Source organism: Psychrobacter immobilis, assembly GCF_904846065.1.
GTDB classification, from domain to species: Bacteria; Pseudomonadota; Gammaproteobacteria; order Pseudomonadales; family Moraxellaceae; genus Psychrobacter; species Psychrobacter immobilis_H.
Genome location: NZ_CAJGZV010000001.1, coordinates 2,860,156 through 2,880,788, shown reverse-complemented (window position 1 = coordinate 2,880,788; position 20,633 = coordinate 2,860,156). Strand labels below are relative to the sequence as shown.

General features: G+C 43.2%; 18 protein-coding genes and 1 tRNA gene. 17 read left to right on the top strand and 2 right to left on the bottom strand.

Annotated features, from left to right (window positions below):
• Positions 1-198: 198 nt before the first annotated feature.
• The 6 genes from JMW64_RS11955 (at position 199) to hisC (ending at position 6,595) form a co-directional block, all read left to right on the top strand.
• On the top strand, positions 199-1,206 hold the full coding sequence (locus JMW64_RS11955; RefSeq protein WP_227694211.1) for an alpha/beta hydrolase: 1,008 nt from the start codon (positions 199-201) through the stop codon (positions 1,204-1,206).
• Between the two features lie 127 nt (positions 1,207-1,333).
• Positions 1,334-1,579 carry a BolA/IbaG family iron-sulfur metabolism protein gene (locus JMW64_RS11950; RefSeq protein ID WP_201555144.1) on the top strand — a complete coding sequence of 82 codons (246 nt, stop codon included), beginning with the start codon at positions 1,334-1,336 and terminating at the stop codon, positions 1,577-1,579.
• A gap of 106 nt (positions 1,580-1,685) precedes the next feature.
• Complete coding sequence (murA, locus tag JMW64_RS11945) at positions 1,686-2,954, top strand: UDP-N-acetylglucosamine 1-carboxyvinyltransferase (RefSeq protein ID WP_201540651.1); 1,269 nt, start codon at positions 1,686-1,688, stop codon at positions 2,952-2,954.
• Between the two features lie 147 nt (positions 2,955-3,101).
• The gene (gene hisG, locus JMW64_RS11940; RefSeq protein WP_045447985.1) at positions 3,102-3,797 is read left to right on the top strand and encodes an ATP phosphoribosyltransferase; all 696 of its coding nucleotides are present in this window, start codon (positions 3,102-3,104) and stop codon (positions 3,795-3,797) included.
• Between the two features lie 289 nt (positions 3,798-4,086).
• Complete coding sequence (hisD, locus tag JMW64_RS11935; RefSeq protein WP_201554845.1) at positions 4,087-5,382, top strand: histidinol dehydrogenase; 1,296 nt, start codon at positions 4,087-4,089, stop codon at positions 5,380-5,382.
• Between the two features lie 79 nt (positions 5,383-5,461).
• Positions 5,462-6,595, top strand: a complete 1,134-nt coding sequence (hisC, locus tag JMW64_RS11930; protein WP_201554844.1) for a histidinol-phosphate transaminase — start codon at positions 5,462-5,464, stop codon at positions 6,593-6,595.
• 124 nt (positions 6,596-6,719) lie between these two features.
• Here hisC and JMW64_RS11925 read toward each other — a convergent pair whose 3' ends face one another.
• Together JMW64_RS11925 and JMW64_RS11920 are read right to left on the bottom strand one after the other, a co-directional pair.
• Positions 6,720-8,384 carry an anthranilate synthase component I family protein gene (locus JMW64_RS11925; RefSeq protein WP_227694209.1) on the bottom strand — a complete coding sequence of 555 codons (1,665 nt, stop codon included), beginning with the start codon at positions 8,382-8,384 and terminating at the stop codon, positions 6,720-6,722.
• A 38-nt stretch (positions 8,385-8,422) separates the two neighbouring features.
• A complete protein-coding gene (locus tag JMW64_RS11920) occupies positions 8,423-9,658 on the bottom strand; it encodes a beta-ketoacyl-ACP synthase II (protein ID WP_201554842.1) in 1,236 nt (411 codons plus the stop codon).
• A gap of 496 nt (positions 9,659-10,154) precedes the next feature.
• On the opposite strand from JMW64_RS11920, the gene JMW64_RS11915 reads away from it, so the two are divergent.
• From JMW64_RS11915 to rplJ, 11 genes are all read left to right on the top strand, one after another.
• Positions 10,155-11,339: an EcsC family protein gene (locus JMW64_RS11915; RefSeq protein WP_201554841.1), complete on the top strand. Its 1,185-nt coding sequence runs from the start codon at positions 10,155-10,157 to the stop codon at positions 11,337-11,339.
• A gap of 458 nt (positions 11,340-11,797) precedes the next feature.
• Positions 11,798-12,172 (top strand): 30S ribosomal protein S12, encoded by a 375-nt coding sequence (gene rpsL / locus JMW64_RS11910; RefSeq protein ID WP_011281154.1) that lies wholly within the window; start codon positions 11,798-11,800, stop codon positions 12,170-12,172.
• Between the two features lie 206 nt (positions 12,173-12,378).
• Positions 12,379-12,852 carry a 30S ribosomal protein S7 gene (rpsG, locus tag JMW64_RS11905; protein ID WP_021814163.1) on the top strand — a complete coding sequence of 158 codons (474 nt, stop codon included), beginning with the start codon at positions 12,379-12,381 and terminating at the stop codon, positions 12,850-12,852.
• Between the two features lie 345 nt (positions 12,853-13,197).
• Complete coding sequence (gene fusA / locus JMW64_RS11900) at positions 13,198-15,324, top strand: elongation factor G (RefSeq protein WP_055125899.1); 2,127 nt, start codon at positions 13,198-13,200, stop codon at positions 15,322-15,324.
• A gap of 224 nt (positions 15,325-15,548) precedes the next feature.
• Positions 15,549-16,739 carry an elongation factor Tu gene (gene tuf, locus JMW64_RS11895; RefSeq protein WP_055124836.1) on the top strand — a complete coding sequence of 397 codons (1,191 nt, stop codon included), beginning with the start codon at positions 15,549-15,551 and terminating at the stop codon, positions 16,737-16,739.
• A 378-nt stretch (positions 16,740-17,117) separates the two neighbouring features.
• Positions 17,118-17,193 (top strand) — tRNA-Trp (locus tag JMW64_RS11890).
• A gap of 51 nt (positions 17,194-17,244) precedes the next feature.
• Positions 17,245-17,733 (top strand): preprotein translocase subunit SecE, encoded by a 489-nt coding sequence (gene secE / locus JMW64_RS11885; protein ID WP_201554840.1) that lies wholly within the window; start codon positions 17,245-17,247, stop codon positions 17,731-17,733.
• Between the two features lie 57 nt (positions 17,734-17,790).
• Positions 17,791-18,321: a transcription termination/antitermination protein NusG gene (gene nusG / locus JMW64_RS11880; protein ID WP_045443893.1), complete on the top strand. Its 531-nt coding sequence runs from the start codon at positions 17,791-17,793 to the stop codon at positions 18,319-18,321.
• Between the two features lie 91 nt (positions 18,322-18,412).
• Entirely contained in the window at positions 18,413-18,844 is a 432-nt protein-coding gene (gene rplK, locus JMW64_RS11875; RefSeq protein WP_010201717.1) for a 50S ribosomal protein L11, read from the top strand.
• Entirely contained in the window at positions 18,845-19,546 is a 702-nt protein-coding gene (rplA, locus tag JMW64_RS11870; protein WP_045443901.1) for a 50S ribosomal protein L1, read from the top strand.
• 446 nt (positions 19,547-19,992) lie between these two features.
• Positions 19,993-20,520 carry a 50S ribosomal protein L10 gene (gene rplJ, locus JMW64_RS11865; RefSeq protein ID WP_201554839.1) on the top strand — a complete coding sequence of 176 codons (528 nt, stop codon included), beginning with the start codon at positions 19,993-19,995 and terminating at the stop codon, positions 20,518-20,520.
• Positions 20,521-20,633 lie beyond the last annotated feature (113 nt).

Genomic DNA, 20,633 nt, shown 5'->3' with positions numbered 1-20,633 from the left:
GCCCCGTCAGTTTAAACCGTGTTTAATGACAAGAAACCTAAACACGGTTAACAGGAAAAACACGAGAACGTTTGAGCCAGCCAGTAAGATATAAAAAGCGAAGAATAGACAAGACAGACCCTAATGCTTATTCGATAAGACGGCTGTCTCAACGCTATTACTTTTGATCCATGTATAAATATAATAGGGATACTGGCAATGAAGGATGCAAACAAGCGCTTAGAATATAATAAAAGCCGTCAAAAAATAAATAATGAAAGCATGATTAATAATACTGCTAGCAAAGTAGGCATTCTAAAATTCACAGGTGTCGCCGCCTTAGCACTGGGTAGCGTTGCCCTAGTCACCCAGAATGCGCAAGCCTTATCGCCACTGGCTATCGTCAATGGCATTACTGCTAGTGGCGGCGTTGGCGTCAGCAAAAACATTCTCTATGGTGATGAGCCCGATCAAGATTTGGATATTTATTATCCCAAGCCATTAGCACAAGCGATGAAAGTCCAAAGCGCCATCAATGATGGTGCGATTAATGATAGCTATCCGATGGTGGTGTTTGTCCACGGTGGCTCATGGGAGAGTGGTAATAAAGAACAGTATGCCTTTGTCGGTCAGAGTTTGGCGCAAGCAGGTTATGTCACCGCCGTAATTAATTATCGTAAAGCGCCTGAGCATGTGTACCCTGATTATGTCAAAGATACGGCGCAAGCGATTGCTTGGAGTATCAATAATGCTCCGAGCCTACATGCTGATCCTAAACGCTTAGCGGTAATTGGACATTCTGCTGGTGCATTTAACGCGGTTGCAGCGGTCGCCAATGAAGATTTTTTAGCGCCTTATGGTATTAAGCCAAAGGATATTACCGCGGTCGTGGGTATTGCTGGTCCTTATAGTTACGACTTCCGTAAATTTGATAGCGCCACCGCCTTTGCTGCTGATGCTACGCCAGACGAGGTCATGCCAGACCGTCAAATCAAAGGCGAGCAGCCCCCGTATTTATTGTTGACTGCCGAAAAAGACAAAGTGGTGTATGCGACCAATACGATTAAAATGACCAAAGCGTTGCAAGAGGCGGGCGTCACCGTAGAAAACGGTGAAATAAAAGGTGCCAGTCATGCGACCAGTATTGGTGCGATGGCACCGCCGCTACGTTGGGTCAATGATGTACGCGCGCAAGTACTGACGTACTTGGATAAAATGCTCAAATAATGGACGGCAATCAGAAGTTAGGTGCAGTTGCGTAAGACAGTACTGTAAGATGCTTAAACTCTTGTTATAATACCCGCATTCAAAATAAAATCATTTTTTACCATTATCAACAGGATATTTTATGAGCATGAACGCTGATGATTTGATTGCATTTTTACAGACTCACTTCCCAGACGCTTTTATTCAAGCTGCCAATCAAGGTAATAAGTTTGATGTACGCGTGGTTGATGCCAGTTTTGAAGGTAAGCGTGCCGTGCAACGTCAGCAGGCGATTTATGCATTAGTCAATGATAAGATCGCCAGTGGCGATATTCATGCGCTCAATATTCAAGCGCTGACGCCTGTTGAATGGGAAGTTCAATCCAAAGGCTAGACCGTTATACATATGATTGGGCTTATTAGACTGGCTATTATGTTGGCTGGGTGTGATTGGTCTGATTTTCACTATTTTTAATACTCATCGTTAGGTTGTCACTTCTATGGATCAATTTTTAATCACTGGTAGTAGTCGTATCGCAGGGGAAGTTACTATCTCAGGTGCCAAAAATGCTGCTTTGCCGTTACTTGCCGCTATGATATTGGCCGAGACGCCAACGACATTGCACAATGTGCCATCGTTACAAGATGTGCGGACGTTGATTGAATTGATCGGTGGCATGGGTATCAAAATCCAAAAGCAGGACGATACTGTCACCTGCGATACCAAAAATATCGATAATTTCTATGCACCGTATGATTTAGTAAAGACCATGCGTGCCTCAATTTTAGTGCTTGGACCATTGCTAGCACGTTTTGGTGAGGCAGAAGTGTCATTGCCTGGCGGCTGTGCCATTGGTTCACGTCCTGTTGACCAACACCTAAAAGCCTTTGAGGCGATGGGTGCTGAAATTAGTGTCGAAAATGGTTACGTAAAAGCACAAGCGCCAAAAGGCGGTAAGCTGATTGGTTGTAACTACTCTTTTGATATGATTACCGTGGGCGGTACTGAAAACGTCATTATGGCAGCTGCACTTGCCAAAGGTACGACCGTCTTAGGTAATTGTGCCCTTGAGCCAGAAGTCGTTGATTTGGCCAATATGTTGGTTGCGATGGGCGCTAAAATAAGTGGTATCGGCACCTCAATCATGACCATCGAAGGCGTTGAGCGCTTACACGGTTGTGAGTATTCAGTGGTGCCAGACCGCATCGAAACAGGCTCTTACCTTGCTGGCGCACTCATGACGCGTGGCGATGTGTTGACTAAAAACACCTCTGCGCTATTACTAACACCTGTGTTAGAAAAATTCGAAGACATGGGTGCCATTATTACCACTGGTGATGGTTGGATTCGTGCGCAGATGAAAGGTCGCCCTAAAGCGGTTGATATCCGTACTCAGCCGCATCCAGGTTTCCCAACCGATATGCAAGCGCAGGTCATGGCTATTGCGTGTTTGGCGGATGGTACGAGTACCTTTATCGAAAATATTTTTGAAAACCGCTACATGCATGTCCCTGAGCTTAATCGTCTAGGTGCTTCTATCCAAGTAGATGGTCATACGGCCGTAGTAAAAGGCGTCGAAAACTTCACCGCTGCCCCTGTGATGGCGACTGATTTACGTGCGTCTATGTCATTGGTGATGGCAGCGGCAACTGCTGAAGGTGAAAGTTTAATCGACCGCATTTATCATATCGATCGTGGCTATGAGCATGTCGAAGAAAAGCTGCGTGCGCTTGGGGTCAATATCGAACGTATCAATACTAATGACTAATATCGATTTGCTTATCAAATCCATGACCTAAATGATTGATACGATTGGCATTGATATGAATAGCTTAGCAATCTACCATTATTAGTAACCTACCACTAAAAGCCCCCTTCAGCGGGGGTGTTAACTGCACATGGACACGATGTCATTATGACTGAAGCAAGCAATAGCCTACCAAATGATGGTTTATTAAATGAAGTAAATGATGAGTTTTCAGGATTAACACTGGCCTTATCAAAAGGTCGTATTCTAGAAGAGACCATGCCACTGCTACGCGCAGCTGGTGTTGAGTTATTAGAAGATCCTGAAGCCTCACGCAAACTTATTTTTCCAACCTCAAACCCCAATGTGCGTGTATTGATTTTGCGTGCCAGTGATGTGCCAACCTACGTTGAACATGGCGCGGCTGACTTTGGAGTGGCGGGTAAAGATGTGTTGCTTGAGCATGGTGCCAACCATGTCTACGAGTTACTTGATTTGCAAATTGCTCAGTGTAAGCTCATGACTGCTGGCGTAAAAGATGCGCCGCTACCCAATCGTCGCCTACGTATTGCGACCAAATACGTCAATGTTGCCCGCGCTTACTTTGCCAGCCAAGGTCAGCAAGTGGATGTGATTAAACTGTATGGCTCTATGGAGCTTGCGCCGTTGGTCGGATTGGGTGATTTGATCGTCGATGTGGTTGATACAGGTAATACGTTGCGCGCCAACGGTCTTGAAGCACGCGATCATATTTGCGATGTGTCCTCACGCCTTATCGTCAATCAAGTGAGCTACAAGCGTAAATTTGCGTTACTTGAGCCGATTTTAGATAGCTTCAAAAACAGTATTGCCAGCGCTTCATAAATTAATTCCTAATGAATCAATGCTTTATCAAACGATACTAATCATTGGTAATCTTAAGCATTGTCATACAAATTTTTAAACCAGTTTAGCGCTATAAGATAGATATAGCGTGCTAAACTGGTTTTGTTGTATTTGCTTGCCAGAAAGTATGAGGTTAGTATAATCTGAACAAACTAAATATATAGAAGCTGGTATATCAGCCATCACAATTATTATTAATACTCAATACCCCTCATTTTTACATCGCTAATTTTCAGCAGTTTTTTATGCTCAGATATAGGATTAAGTCATGCGCCAACTAAGTACCCAAGATGCCGATTTTGACAGTCAATTGACAGAGTTACTTGCCTTTGAAACCGTCAATGATGCTGATTTACTTAAGACTGTTGATGATATCATCGCGCAAGTTCGGCATGATGGCGATCGCGTCGTACTGGCGTTAACCCAGCAATTCGATCAGCATCCAGCGACGACAATGCAAGAGCTAGAGCTGTCTAAAGAGGCGCTTGCTGAAGCGTTTGCGAATCTTGATGATACAGTAAAATTGGCATTGACCACCGCAGCAACGCGTGTGCAGGCCTTTCATGAGCGCCAAGTACAAGAGACTTGGCAGTATGAAGATGAGCTTGGTAATCGCTTGGGTCAAAAAGTCACCGCACTTGATCGAGTAGGCATCTATGTCCCTGGTGGTTTGGCCTCTTATCCATCTTCTGTATTGATGAATGCCATTCCTGCCAAAGTGGCGGGTGTTAAAGAGGTCATCATGGTAGTGCCAGCGCCAAAAGGCGTGCTCAATCCATTGGTGTTAGCAGCAGCGCATTTGGCACAAGTCGATCGTGTCTTTACCATCGGCGGTGCGCAAGCGGTTGCTGCCTTGGCGTATGGTACCGAAACGATTCCAGCGGTGGATAAAATCACTGGCCCTGGTAATAAATATGTTGCAGCGGCAAAGCGCGCGGTATTTGGTCAAGTTGGGATTGATATGATCGCTGGTCCCTCTGAAGTATTGGTCTATGCAGAAGGCGAGGCGCAAGATCGCGCCGATTGGTTGGCGATGGATTTATTGTCACAAGCTGAACATGACCGTATCGCTCAAGCTATCTTTGTCACGACCAGTGAACAGCAGCTTGCAGACGTCGCGGCTGAAATTGAAAAAGCGCTGGCAGAGTTGCCAAAAGCCGATATCGCCCGCGATTCACTAAAAAACCGTGGCGCACTTATTGTAGTCAAAGACCGCGTGGAAGGTATGGCGGTGATTAATCGGGTTGCCCCTGAACATTTAGAGTTGTCAGTTGATCATCCTGATACGCTACTCAACGATATTCGTCATGCAGGTGCTATTTTCATGGGACGTCACACGCCTGAGGCGATTGGTGACTACTGTGCAGGACCCAATCATGTGTTGCCAACCTCTGGCACCGCGCGTTTCTCTTCACCGCTTGGTGTTTATGATTTCCAAAAGAAATCCTCTATTATTTATTGTACTGAAGCCGGTAGTAAGCCATTGGCTGAGACCGCAGATATTTTAGCGCAACGTGAGGACTTAGAAGCCCATGCGCGTTCAGCCCGTTATCGTTATCAGTAACGTGGCTTAATGATTACTTTTGAATTGTACTTTTGAGATTTATATTTAATAATTTATGTGGCTAATAGTAGGATAACTTATGAGTGAGTTAAAGATAGACACCAGACTTTGGTCATCTAAAGCGCGTAATTTGTCACCTTACGTTCCTGGTGAGCAGCCTCAGCATGAAAATTTATGCAAATTAAATACCAATGAAAACCCATTCCCGCCGTCACCGAAAGTAGGCGAGGCAATCGCAAAAGTCCTAGAGCAGCAAGCGGATGATCTGCGTTTATATCCAGCGCCTGAGTCTGATGATTTGCGTGCCGCATTGGCACAACTCTATGATATTGATATCAACCAAGTGTTTGTTGGCAATGGCTCTGATGAAGTATTGGCGCTAGTATTTGCCAGCTTTTTCCTAAAAGAGCGCCCTGTTTTAGCACCTGATATTAGCTATAGCTTCTATCCAGTCTATGCGCAGACCTTTGGTATCGAGCTGGTACAAATCGCCTTGGAAGAAGATTTTAGTATTGATCCTGATGCTTATCGCCAGCCTTGTAGCGGCATCATCATTGCCAATCCAAATGCCCCAACTGGACTGCTATTATCGCTTGCCGATATTCGTAAGCTGGCTAGTGAGCACTCAAACTCAGTGATTGTAATTGATGAGGCTTATATTGATTTTGCGCGGGCAGCTGACGGTAGCTCAGATGCAGAAATTTCAGCAGTGAGCTTAATCAATGAGTTTGACAACATTCTTGTGACCCAAACTTTTTCCAAGTCACGTTCGCTTGCTGGATTGCGCGTTGGTATGGCTTTTGGTAATGCCTCATTGATTGAAGCCTTAACCCGTATGAAAAACAGCTTTAATAGCTATCCACTGGATAAGCTGGCGCAAGTAGGGGCGACTGCCAGTGTATTGGATGTTGAGTATTTTACCCAGACCTGTCAGCAAGTCATTGACTTACGCCAATCTCTAACAGCAGAGCTGACAGCGTTAGGTTTTGATGTGTTGCCATCGCATGCCAACTTTGTCTTTGCCCGCCCTAAAGATGGTAATGCTAATACGGTAGCGAATGCGTTACGTGAGCAAGGCATCATCGTCCGTCATTTTGACAAGCCACGCATCAATGAGTATTTGCGTATCACTACTGGTACAGCAGAGCAAAACAGCCGCTTGATAGATGCTTTACAGACGTTGCAAAAAGAGGCTGAAATCATTGCTGATTAATATCTGGTTCGCGATTTTGACAGTTAATAATTGAATGACGATGCTTATATTGATAAAAAGCCTGCCAACATTATGTTGAGCAGGCTTTTTGACGAATTTATCTAGTCACGTTTTTAGAACAATCTTAAGGGTATTTGTGGATATTTTCTTGAGTTAAAACGCTTAATAGATTACCGACTTTATCCAAACATTCTTGGTATTCAGCATCGCAATCAGAGGCGACAGTGATACCACCGCCTGCCCATAAGCTAATATGTCTTTTTTTATCCAACTCATTATGCGATGAAGTGTTAGCTTGCAGCGTACGAATGAGTACATTCCATTGACCACTACCATCAAAATTCATATAGCCCAATGTGCCGCAATAAGCACCGCGCGGCGCAGTTTCTAGTTCAGATATAATTTCAACCGCTCGCTTTTTTGGTGTGCCAGTAATTGAGCCAGCAGGCAAACTACCAAATAAAACGGCGAGTGGGTGAGTGTCCGTCTGTAATTCTGCGGTAATGGTGCTGACCATATGGTGCACATTGCTAAAACTCTCAATCGCGAATAACTGCGGCACTTTCACGCTGCCTATCTTGGCATATTTACCCAAGTCATTACGCAATAAATCGACAATCATCACATTTTCGGCGCGATCCTTTTCACTATCAGTCAGTCGCTGTTTATAAGCATGGTCTTGTTGAATATTGGTGCTGCGCGGCATGGTCCCTTTGATGGGCTTAGTGATGATATGGTGCTTGCCAGTATCCATATCTTTGGTAAATGTAAAAAACAACTCAGGCGAGCAGCTCAATAATTCAAACGGATGCTGGGACGCATTATCTTTGATTTCACGGTTAAAGGGATTAACCGCTAAGTATCCAGCAAAAGGTGCTCGGGTATTACGATGTAAAGCAGGTAAGTAATCAATCAGCATCGGCAAAGCGCTATTATCGCTAGGGTTATGATCAAAAAAACCTTGCCATTCTTGGGTTAGGTTGATTTGATAACAGTCGCCTTGCTGTAGATATTTTTGGGTTTGATTGAATGCTTGTCGATAGTCTTGTTTGCGCCATCGTGATTTTAACACTAAAGGAGCAGGCGTTGATGATGCTGTCAGTTGCGTTTTATTGAGACAGTCATCAGCCAGCTTTTTATCTACTATATCTAAATAAGAGACAAGTGCCGTGATTATTTTATTTTTTTGCTGATTATTAAAGTCGCTTTCAGAGTCGTTAGCAGTTGCCTTTATCGTTAATTCCCAACCTGTGTTGCCATGATTTTCCTCAGGTGCTAGGTAAATATCATAATGTCCTAATACGGCACAAGGCTGTGCTGCTCGCTCAATTTTGGCGGCTGGACTTAGCTCATGAGCCGCAATATCATAACCAATAAAACCTATCAAACCATGATGATAACTTGGTTTTTCATTTAAATCGCTTACTGATTCTGAGTTTTCATTATCAGTCTCATAAGTTTGACTATAACTGATTAATTCATCTTGCCAGTCGCTATAACTCATATGAGTGATATCATTGTGAACGGCGTCACGATAGGTTTTTGTGACTTGATAAAGGGTTGCTTGTTCGTTCGAATCTGGCGTGTTTTCAGCGCAATCATAAACAGACCAGCTTACTTTTGGCAATAAGCCAATCACCGGTCGGCCATCATTGTTGAGCCAAACCAACTGCCAGTTTGCCTCAGTATCTTGTGCGATTAAATACTGCTGTAGCAGCGGCATAAGTTCTGCAGCCGATAGGTCACCAAAACGCCAGCTAGGTTTAGTAGCTGGCGATGGGTCAGACATTGTCTGCTCAGTTTTGAGAGGATGTGCTGCGAGCATAGTTAGGCGTCAAACTTTTTAATGATTAATGTGGCATTAGTACCGCCGAAGCCAAAGCTGTTGCTCATTAGTGTCTCAAGCTTGGCTTCACGCATTTCGGTGACAATATCAAAGCCTTCAGCCGCAGGGTCTAAATTATCAACATTGATACTGGGCGCAATGAAGCCTTCTTGTAGCATCAATAAGCAATAGATTAATTCTTGCGCACCAACGGCACCGAGGCTATGACCTGTCATAGATTTGGTAGAGCTGATCGCAGGTACTTGACTGATATCATCACCAAATGCTTTAGCAATGGCTTTAAGCTCAGTGATGTCACCAAGTGGCGTACTAGTACCGTGGCTATTGATATAGTCGACAGTTTGCAAACCAGCTTCGGCCAGTGCTTGCTGCATACAGCGCACAGCACCTTCACCACTTGGCGCAACCATTTCAGCGCCATCAGAGCTGGCACCATAACCGACGATTTCAGCCAGTATATTGGCACCACGCGCTTGGGCATGCTCTAGACTTTCAACCACGACCATCGCACCACCAGCAGCAATCACAAAGCCATCACGATCTTTATCATAAGCTCTTGAGGCGCGCTGCGGTGTCTCATTATATTGAGTACTGACTGCACCCATGGCATCAAACATACAAGACTGTGTCCAATGTTCCGCTTCACTACCACCCGCGAGTATCACATCTGCTTTGCCTAACTGAATAAGTTCAGCCGCATGACCGATGCAATGGGTTGAGGTGGCACAAGCAGAAGTGAGCGAGTATGATACGCCTTGGATTTTTAGACCTGTTGCCAGTGCCGCTGATACTGAGCTGCCCATCGTTTTTGGCACAGCCATCGCGCCGACACCGCGCAGACCTTTATCCCGCATGGCATCTATGGCATTGACAATATTCTCTGTCGATGCGCCGCCAGAGCTTGCGACCACGCCCACGCGTGGATTATTGTTGATGGTTTCAAGCGACAAACCAGACTGCTCAATGGCGTTTAAAGCACTGATATAAGCGTATAGACTGGCATCACTAAAAAACCGCTTCAACTTACGATCGATACCACTGGTATCAAGCGTCGACTGGTCGATACTACCGCTAACGTGTGATTTAAACCCATGCTCAGCATAAGCCTCATTAAATGTAATGCCAGACTGCCCTTGCTTTAGAGCGGCAGTAACCGTGGCTAAATCATGTCCGATACAAGAGACGATCCCTGCTCCAGTGATAACAACGCGGCGCATATTCTATTCCTTATGAGTAACGATTTTTCACAATTACTTTTAATAATCGTTTTTAAGTATGTATTTCTATTATTTAATATTAGGATGTATTGAGCGTCAAAGCCTCATTTTACAATCATTGTGATGATCATAGTAAAACTATATGCTTGGTAACTGATTATTTATAAGTAACGAACTACTTATAAATAGAAGTACAAGTGTACTGTGAGTTATGGCACATGATAACGTATCGAGCGCCCAAAATCTTTCTACAAGTGCAAAATAACGACAAAATCGCGCTTGCTGTCTAAAGCCATCTATAAAGACCATTTGCTTGAAGACAGCTTATATCATGGTGTCAATCATACATTAAGTGATACTTTTGGATACAAAATTTGTGATTGCGATAACATTGTTCGCACTGACATCGATTATAGTGATTGACTAGAATGGCACATCTATTATTATAAATCGCTTACAATAAAACAAAATCACTCATCACATTAAGGACATCACGATGGCGAAGCGTAGCACTCTCTCTAAAGGTATCACTACCGTTGGCTCTTTTACTCGCAATAATCTAGAGCGCGTGGGCGCTATGATTGATAGTATGAATGCTAAGACGGGAAAACCGCGTCAATACAAAGCAGTCAACTTAGGCGATGAAGACTATCAGCAGGATTTGTTCCGTGAGCAAACGTTGAAAGCCACTCAGCAATTGTTAGGGCCACGTTTTGCCACTTATGGTAAATATGCCAAAAAAGTAGTGCCAAACAGTTTTTTTCAGTCGACGGTCGATGGCGCTTTTGCACAAGTGGCAAACCTTGCTTCTAACTGGAGTCAGATTGACTTACCTAATGAGCATCGTTTCGCCAATATCGCAAGCTTGGATGATGAAGAGCGTTATGCATTAGCCACTGATATCGCCAATCAAAATCGTGCATTGGCAACGATAGGGGGCTTGACAGGATTGGCTGGGCTTCCTGGTTTGCTTGCTGATACGCTTTGGCTTTTATTGGTATCATTACGTACCGTCTATCAGCTAGGTGCTGTTTATAATAAGCCGTTAACGGGTAAGCAAGGCGTTAAGATGGCTTATGAGCTGCTAGCAAATGCTGATCTGAGCAAGATGCAAGAAAAACAAGCATTGCTAGCAGGTATTGGTATCGGCAAAGGCTTATTGGATAATGCCCAAAGCAGTGGTCTACACAATGAGCTAAAAAACCTAGGTCTAAAGGATAAAAACGTCAACTTTTATGCAGAACAAGTTGACAGTATTGCCAGTCAGGTCGGTATTGACTTGGATAAAATCAATTTAACATGGATACGCAAATTCTTACCAGTTACCGCTGTTATCGTTGGTATGCGCTACAACAGCCAGCTCATTGATGAAGTGATTGGCGTGGCTCAAGCGACTTTTGCCCCAGAAGCCAAACTTGCCAATCGCGCAATCACTGATGATAGTGGTAATGAAGCTAAGGTAAACAAAACAGCTGACAATGACAAGCAGCAAGATGCTGAGAAAGAGTCAAGCAAGGATACCGATAGCAAGAAAGATACTGCTGAAGAAAAAAACAACCATCAAGAAGCTGATGAAAAGGTCGTGAAAGAAACGCAGAAAGACGACAATGATAAGCAAGGCGGTCAGAATAAATCCTCTGATAGCAAATCAAACAAGACGGCTAACAAGAAAAGCAAATAAGAGCGCCTAAATAATCAGACTTACCTGTTTTCTTTCTTCAGCCAGCTTGTATCATAGAAGGATTATGAGCTGGATATCTACTACTAATTTTGGCGATAGTGTCTTCTTTCTCTTGAAAAACAAGATAATATCGCCACTTAGTACTTATAAATTGCTATTTATTTATAGTTAAACATCCTATCTAAATCGTTCGTAACGCTACTTTCGATATACTGTATGACAATCTACTTTTTAGCTGATTTTTAATTAAAAATAGATAAAGTGTTATAGTAGTAGGGTGAATGCATATCTATCAAATGTTGTAAAGTGCAATCACGCATAAGTGGTTGAAATAGCAGCAACAACTCTTTATAATACACTGTCCTAAAAATGGGTGTACCAAAATCTGTCGTTAAAGTCAGATGGATGGTGCGTTTCCCCATTTTTTTGTTTTATACCAAACGGGAGAAGGATGCCTCATGGCAACAACTAACCAATTGATTCGTAAAGGTCGCAAAACCATCAAGGAAAAGTCAAAAGTTCCTGCGTTGGAAGCGTGCCCACAACGTCGTGGTGTATGTACTCGCGTATATACTACTACCCCTAAAAAACCTAACTCAGCCATGCGTAAAGTATGTCGTGTACGTTTGACTTCAGGCTATGAAGTATCAAGCTACATCGGCGGCGAAGGTCATAACCTACAAGAGCACAGTGTTGTTCTTATCCGCGGTGGTCGTGTAAAAGATCTACCAGGTGTACGTTATCACACCGTTCGTGGTGCATTAGATTGCGCAGGCGTTAAAGACCGTAAGCAAGGTCGCTCTAAATATGGTGCTAAGAAGCCTAAAGTTTAATAACTAATCGTTATTAGCTAAGCTTTTTTATACCAAACATTAACTGTGCATGGGTCTGGTGTTGACAGTATTATTAAGTTAGTAATTCACTGTTAAAACATACCGCCGTGCAGTAAGGCTGACTGACAACTCGATATAACGCCATCCAATATTAATTGGTGCGAGATTGTGAATGTCAGACACTCCTGAAGAAAAGGATATTTATTATGCCAAGACGTCGCGTCGTTGCTACCCGTGAGATCCTACCGGATCCTAAGTTTGGTAGCCAAACTGTTGCAAAATTCATCAACCATGTAATGAGTCATGGTAAAAAATCTACTGCTGAGCGTATCGTTTACGGTGCACTTGAAACAGTAAGCGAAAAACGTAAAATCGAAGATCCAGTATCTTTCTTCGAAGAAGTTTTAGAAAATGTACGCCCAATGGTAGAAGTGAAAGCTCGCCGCGTTGGTGGTGCAACCTACCAAGTACCAATGGAAGTACGCCCCTCCCGTCGTACTGCCTTGGCTATGCGTTGGTTAGCTGAAGCTGCTGCTAAGCGTTCTGAAAAATCAATGGCTTTGCGTTTAGCTGGCGAATTGAATGATGCTGCTGATGGCAAAGGCGCTGCTATGAAAAAGCGTGACGAAGTTCACCGCATGGCAGATGCTAACAAAGCGTTCTCTCATTACCGCTTCTAAGCTACTGTTTATTAGTAGTAGCTTTAGATTAGCTGGCTGAAGTCAGCTAATCTTACATTGTTATTTATTCTATTGATTGCCGCCATCGTTTATCTTGTTGTAAGTAGTTTTTGACTATCAACAGCGAGATGGCGGACATCTATCAAGATGTCTCTCTTAATTAAGCATGCTTGTCACAAGAGAGCATCCCAAATCTGATGCCGCACTATTCTTAGTATTTGCTCTTTTTTTGTCCGTATTAGGCTCAATAATCAGTAAGTAATATGAAGCTGACCGCTTTGTCATAGAGTATGAGGTAGAGACACAATACATTATTATATACACGACTTTTCCTAGGAAAACACTATGGCTCGTAAAACTCCCCTAAAACGCTATCGCAACATTGGTATCTCAGCGCACATCGATGCTGGTAAGACAACCACTACTGAGCGTGTTTTATTCTATACCGGTGTTAGTCACAAACTTGGTGAAGTACATGATGGCGCAGCCACTATGGACTGGATGGAGCAAGAACAAGAGCGCGGTATTACTATTACCTCAGCGGCGACGACTTGTTTTTGGTCAGGTATGGCAAAACAGTTTGACGAACATCGTATCAACATCATTGACACCCCAGGTCACGTTGACTTCACGATCGAAGTTGAACGTTCTATGCGTGTACTTGATGGCGCTTGCATGGTTTACTGTGCAGTAGGCGGCGTTCAGCCACAGTCTGAGACCGTATGGCGTCAGGCAAATAAATATAAAGTTCCACGTCTTGCATTTGTAAACAAAATGGATCGCGTCGGCGCTGATTTCTATCGTGTTATTGAGCAGATCAAAACTCGTCTAGGTGGTAATCCTGTGCCATTGGTTATTCCAATTGGTAAAGAAGATGATTTCGAAGGCGTTATCGATCTAGTTACGATGAAAGCTCTTTATTGGGATGAAGCATCTCAAGGTATGGAGTTTGAAGAGCGCGAAATCCCAGCTGAATTACAAGAAAAAGCAGAAGAGTATCGTGAGATTCTTGTAGAAAATGCGGCTGAAGCAACAGAAGAATTGATGAATGAGTATTTAGAAAATGGCGAGTTGTCTGTAGAGCAGATCAACGTTGCTATTCGTCAATTGACTATTGATAACCAAATCATTCCATTACTTTGTGGTACTGCCTTTAAAAACAAAGGTGTACAAAAGATGTTGGATGCGGTTATTCAGTATCTTCCAGCACCAATGGATGTACCTGCTATTAAAGGTATCCTTGATGACAAAGATGAAACTGAAGGCACTCGTGAAGCGTCAGATGAAGCGCCATTCTCAGCTTTAGCATTTAAAATCATGAATGACAAATTCGTTGGTAACTTAACCTTCGTTCGTGTTTATTCAGGTGTTTTGACGCAAGGCAGCAGTGTTTATAACCCAGTTAAAATGAAGCGTGAGCGCGTTGGTCGTATCGTACAGATGATGGCTAACTCTCAAGAAGAGTTGCAAGAAATCCGTACTGGTGATATCGCTGCATTGGTCGGCATGAAAGATGTAACGACTGGTGACACGCTATGTGATGAGCAAAATGTTATCACGCTTGAGCGCATGGAATTCCCAGATCCAGTTATCAGCCTAGCGGTTGAACCTAAGACCAAAGCTGACCAAGAAAGAATGTCAATCGCTTTAGGTCGTTTGGCGAAAGAAGATCCATCGTTCCGTGTACATACTGACGAAGAGTCTGGTCAGACAATCATCAGTGGTATGGGTGAGCTGCATCTAGAGATTCTTGTGGATCGTATGAAGCGTGAGTTTAACGTTGAAGCGAACATCGGTGCGCCGCAGGTTGCTTATCGTGAAACGATTCGTAACACGGTTGAGCAAGAAGGCAAATTCGTACGTCAGACTGGTGGTCGTGGTAAATTCGGTCACGTTTGGTTACGTCTTGAGCCACTTGATCCAGCGGGCGATACTGAATATGAATTCGCTGAAGAAGTTGTTGGTGGTACTGTACCGAAAGAATTCCATGGTGCTGTTGATAAAGGTATCCGAGAACGCATGAAAAATGGCGTACTTGCTGGTTATCCAGTGGTTGGCGTAAAAGCGACCTTGTATGACGGTTCTTACCATGACGTCGACTCGGATGAGCTATCATTTAAGATGGCTGGTTCTATGGCATTCAGAAAAGGCTTCATGGCAGCGGATCCAGCGCTACTTGAACCAATTATGAAAGTTGAAGTTGAAACGCCTGAAGATTATATGGGCGATATCATGGGCGATCTTAACCGTCGTCGTGGTTTAGTACAGGGTATGGAAGACCTACCTGGCGGTACTAAGCAGATCCGTGCCGAAGTACCATTAGCAGAAATGTTTGGTTATGCCACACAAATGCGCTCAATGTCACAAGGCCGTGCTACTTATTCAATGGAATTCCAAAAGTACGCTGAGATTCCAAAATCAGTTGCTGCTGACATCATCTCTAAATTCAACAATAAAGATGATGACGAGTAAGTAATCGTCTATTAAATATGACAATGTAGCTATTATCTCTATGTTGTCGTAGAAGAATACGCCAATAATTGGTTAAAAGACTTGTTATTGGCGGTGATTTTCTTATAATATCTGCACATTAGTATGTGTACCCTTTTAACAATTATCTTAATGTGGTCAAGATCGTCTTTGTTATCGTATTTATACGAGCTTAGCATTTGACCCCAAAAAAAGAGGAAATACCCATGGCAAAGGCCAAGTTTGAACGCGTAAAGCCACACGTCAACGTCGGTACAATCGGACACGTTGACCACGGTAAAACAACCCTAACAGCTGCCATCGCAACTGTAGCCGCAATCACCTCTGGTGGCGAAGCCAAAGACTACGCGTCTATTGACTCAGCACCAGAAGAAAAAGCACGTGGCATCACCATCAACACCTCACACGTAGAATATGACACCCCAGCACGTCACTACGCTCACGTCGATTGCCCGGGTCACGCCGATTATGTTAAAAACATGATCACCGGTGCCGCTCAAATGGACGGCGCAATCCTAGTCGTATCAGCAACTGACGGCCCAATGCCACAAACCCGTGAGCACATCCTGCTTTCACGTCAGGTTGGCGTACCGTACATCATCGTATTCATGAACAAATGTGATGTTGTTGATGACGAAGAATTGCTAGAACTCGTAGAAATGGAAGTTCGTGAACTTCTTAATGACTACGACTTCCCAGGTGATGATACCCCAATCATCCATGGTTCAGCCACTGAAGCCCTAAAAGGCTCACAAGAAAAATACGGCCAACCAGCGGTTGTAGAACTTCTTAACGTTCTTGACACCTACATCCCAGAGCCAGAGCGTGACGTTGATAAAGCATTCCTAATGCCAATCGAAGACGTATTCTCAATCTCAGGCCGTGGTACTGTAGTAACAGGTCGTGTTGAATCTGGTATCGTACGCGTAGGCGACGAAATCGAAATCGTCGGTATCCGTGACACTCAAAAAACCACCTGTACTGGTGTAGAGATGTTCCGTAAACTGCTTGACGAAGGTCGTGCAGGCGAAAACTGTGGCGTACTACTACGTGGTACTAAGCGTGAAGACGTACAACGTGGCCAAGTACTAGCTAAGCCAGGTTCAATCACTCCTCACACCAAGTTTGACGCTGAAGTATATGTACTGTCAAAAGAAGAGGGTGGTCGTCATACACCATTCCTAAACGGCTATCGCCCACAGTTCTACTTCCGTACTACTGACGTAACTGGTGCAATCCAATTACAAGACGGTACTGAAATGGTTATGCCTGGTGATAACGTTGAGATGGGCGTAGAGCTTATCCACCCAATCGCTATGGACAAAGGTCTTCGCTTCGCTATTCGTGAAGGCGGCCGTACGGTAGGCGCTGGTGTTGTTGCTAACGTACTAAACTAATCTATCAGTCTCAGTAATGAGATTGTAAGTTAGTCATAAAAAGCCATCCTTGTTTAAGGGTGGCTTTTTTTAGATCAAATGATCAGGAAATATGGTTATTCTTCGATAGTATGATCAAACCTTTCGTTGTCTTAGCAACATGATTAGCCAGTTATACCTATAACATTTATAATTTACTTTCCAATCTATTGTAATTCTTAGCGGAGCTTGCTATATTAACGCTGCTTCTTATTAGTCGCTTGTATCTTCATTTTGTTAAAGTAATGATGATTCAATAGCACATTCAAATAAGAGTAAAACTAGGTAAAAGTAATAATTTTACCGCTAAAGGCTTGCATTTTATATCAAATATTGTATAATGCTGTCCTTTACACCCATAGGCGATTGGCTCAATTGGTAGAGCATCGGTCTCCAAAACCGAGGGTTGTAGGTTCGAGTCCTACATCGCCTGCCATCTTCTTATCACATCTTTGTTATACCTCACCATCTCCGAAGCGAGTTCTTTATGAGCAATGATCAAGATAACCTCGAGACTAAGTTATCTGATGCCAAGGCGGGTGCTGGTGGAATGCTGTCTAAAGGTAAGCACATCTCAGCGGGCAATCAAACAACTGCTGTTGAAGTGGCTAAAACAGGCTCAATAAAAGATGTGGTACTGTGGCTACTTGCCGCAGCAGTATTAATCGGGGCGACGTTAGTTAATCAGTATTTACCTGGCTATTGGCAACCTGCCAATGATGTCTGGGTACGTATTGGTATTATCGTTGCCCTTATTATATTCGCCTTAGTATGCTTGGCATTAACGCATCAAGGCCGCGCTTTTAAAATATTATTGAAAGACGCTGCTGTTGAATTGCGCCGAGTGACATGGCCAGGTAAAGATGAAACGTTTCAATATACCTGGCAGGTCATTGTCATGATTGCCATTGTTGGTTTTCTGGTTTGGTTATTAGATAACTTTTTCAATTGGTTCGTTGGCATCTTTATTGGTTAGTCGCACGTATTAGTGAGTCTTACCCCAAAATTTACTTATAATGATCAGGAGCGTGATATGCGTTGGTATATTGTCCAAGCGTTTTCAGGATATGAAAAGCAAGTACAGCGTTCATTAACTGATCGTATTAATCGTAGTGACTTCGCTGAATCATTCGGTGACGTATTGGTTCCTACTGAAGAAGTCGTCGAAATGAAAGACGGCAAAAAGCGTAAGAGTGAGCGTAAGTTCTTTCCAGGTTATGTATTGATCCAGATGGAAATGAACGACAATACTTGGCATATCGTTAAAGAGTGCCCACGTATTATGGGTTTCATCGGTGGTACACCTGAAACACCAGCGCCAATTACGCAAGTAGAAGCGGATCGTATTTTAAACCGTTTGAATCAGACTGAAACTGACCCACGTCCTAAGACTCTATTTGAGCCGGGCGAAGAGCTGTTGGTTATCGATGGTCCATTTACTGACTTTAAAGGGTTGGTAGAAAAAGTGGATTACGAGAAGTCTAAACTACATTTAACGGTAAACGTATTTAATCGACCGACTCAGGTCGAGCTTGAATTTAGTAAAGTTGAGAAACTAGACTAAATCAGCAAAAAAGTTCATCAACCGGGGAGCTGTTAGTCAATAAGGTTTATACCACATTGATTTGGCGCTATTACCCATTTAGGAGAAAACCATGGCTAAGAAGATTGATGGTTACATCAAACTACAAGTCCCTGCAGGCAAAGCAAATCCTTCACCACCGATTGGTCCAGCATTGGGTCAAAAAGGCGTGAACATCATGGCGTTCTGTAAAGAATTTAACGCTGCGACCTCAAACCAAGAGCCGGGTCTACCGATTCCTACTGAGATCACTGTATATAGCGATAAGTCTTTTACTTTCATCATGAAGTCACCACCAGCTGCATACTTACTACGTAAGGCTGCTGGTATCGCTAAAGGTTCTGGTACACCAAATACCGCTAAAGTCGGTAAAGTTGACCGTGCACAACTAGAAGACATCGTTAAGACCAAAGATGCAGATTTAACTGCTGCTGATCTTGATGCTGCTGTTCGTACCATCGCTGGTACTGCACGTTCAATGGGTATTACCGTGGAGGGTGTGTAAATGAGCAAGCTAACCAAACGTCAAAAAGAAATTCAAAGCCGTATCGTACATGAAAAGCAGTATACAGTTGAAGAAGCGGTTCAAATCCTAAACGATTTACCACCTCTTAAATTCAAAGAGTCAATTGATATTGCGATTAACTTGGGTGTTGACCCACGTAAATCTGATCAAGTGGTTCGTGGCGCTACCAACCTACCTGCTGGTACTGGTAAAACCAAACGCGTTGCTGTATTTGCTCAAGGTGCTGCTGCTGAAGCCGCCAAAGAAGCTGGTGCAGATATCGTTGGTTTTGAAGACCTAGCAGAATCAATCAAAGCTGGTAACATGGACTTTGATATCGTTATTGCCGCTCCTGATGCAATGCGTGTTGTTGGTCAACTAGGTACTATCCTAGGTCCACGTGGTCTAATGCCTAACCCTAAAGTCGGTACGGTTACGCCTAACGTTGCTGAAGCGGTTACTAACGCTAAAGCCGGTCAAGCACAGTATCGTGTAGACAAAGCAGGTATCATCCACACGACTATCGGTCAAGTTGGTTTTACTGCTGAGCAAGTAATCCAGAATGCTGAAGCACTGATTGCAGATTTAAGACGTGCTAAGCCTGCTACTTCTAAAGGTACTTTTATTAAGAAAATTACCTTGTCTAGCACGATGGGTCCTGGTCTAAGTATTGATCCAGTTCCATATCGCACAGCAAAATAATTAGATATGTGCCTTTATTTGACGATTTTAAATGAAGGCTGCAAAAATATTTTAAAGAATTAGGTCAGCGTAGCAAATGCTATGCTGTCTAAGACCGTAGGTAGAGAGCGGTTTTACGTTTTTATTAATTGTTTTCGGATCATTAGTAATAACAATGAGCTGCTTTTGTTAATCGACGAAAGATGAAAATCTTAGTTGTCCTACGCAGACGGTGACCCACCCAGTTGTTGATAAGAGCCGATAGTTCAATCTATCACTTGATGTCATTCTGATAACGGTGCCGTAATCAGTCGTTATGAGTAAATTTATTATTAATAAATTTGCTGATAACGTGTCGTATCAAGTCAGTCTAAGCGATTCGTTTAATTATTGAATGCCAATGCTTAAGAGCTTAGGTTTAAATGATTAAATCTTCAGCTGATTGATAAGATTAAAGGAGTCAACTTATGGCATTAACGCTAGAGCAAAAACAACAAGTTGTGGCTGAAGTGTCTGAAGTTGCTGCTAATGCTTACTCAGCAGTAGCTGCCGAATATCATGGTATTGGTGTTGCAAAGCTTACTAAGCTGCGCGAACAAGCCCGTGAAAAAGGCGTCGTTTTGAAAGTGGTAAAAAATACCCTAGCAAAACGTGCGTTTGAAGGCACTAAGTTTGAGAGCATGTCAGACCGTATGACTGGTCCATTACTTTTGGCTTTCTCTATGGAAGATTTGGGATCTGCAGCTCGAGTCATTTTTGACTTCAGCAAAGATCACAAAGCTTTAGAGACCAAATTGGTATCAGTTGGTGGTGTTGTTTATGGTCCAGAAGAGCTAGAGCGCGTATCGAAGCTACCAACTCGCGACGAAGCAATCTCTATCTTGATGGCTACTATGAATGCACCAGTTACCAAGCTTGTTCAAACTATGAACGCTGTTCCTAGTAAGCTTGTTCGCACGGTAGCAGCAATCAAAGACGCAAAAGAAGCTGCATAATTGCTTGTTTTAACGTAACTTTGACATCGCCGATTGCACTTTATTGCCAACACTATTTGAAAATTTGGCAAGCAATCTAAGCGATTTTAAAATCAATTAATTTTTATCAGATA